Raw genomic sequence first — 361 nt, 5'->3', positions numbered from 1 at the left:
TTCCGGTTCTGCTTCTTTTCTCTTCTCTGCTTGGTTCTCACAGACTTCATACTCATAAAGCAGACTTGCATAGTATTTTCCGGAAGGCTCCTGACTTATGGTTACCGACTTTAGGACATACCCCTCCGGTATTTCCCGATGTTTCCTGATCTTCACTTCCTTCAGTTTCGGAAGCCGGATCTTTCCGTTTCTCAAACGAATATTCCCATTCACCACATTCGTTGTATAGCTCTTCCTGCTTCGATGTCTGGACTTGAATTTCGGAAAACCAACAGCCGGATTTACAAAAAAGTTCTTATAAGCCTTCTCCAAATGAATCTGCACATTCGCCAGTGCAAGGGAATCTACTTCTTTCAGCCAC

At 43.8% G+C, this 361-nt stretch carries 1 pseudogene; it reads right to left on the bottom strand.

The annotated features are described in order from the left end of the window. Nucleotides 1-361, bottom strand: a pseudogene (locus ACTNBF_RS16580) (RNA-guided endonuclease TnpB family protein); the annotation flags it as partial.

This window comes from Bariatricus sp. HCP28S3_A4, from assembly GCF_052066395.1.
In the GTDB taxonomy this organism is placed as follows: Bacteria; Bacillota; Clostridia; order Lachnospirales; family Lachnospiraceae; genus Allocoprococcus.
The sequence above is the reverse complement of the archived record's forward strand: the minus strand, read 5'-3'. Positions and strand labels throughout refer to the sequence as shown.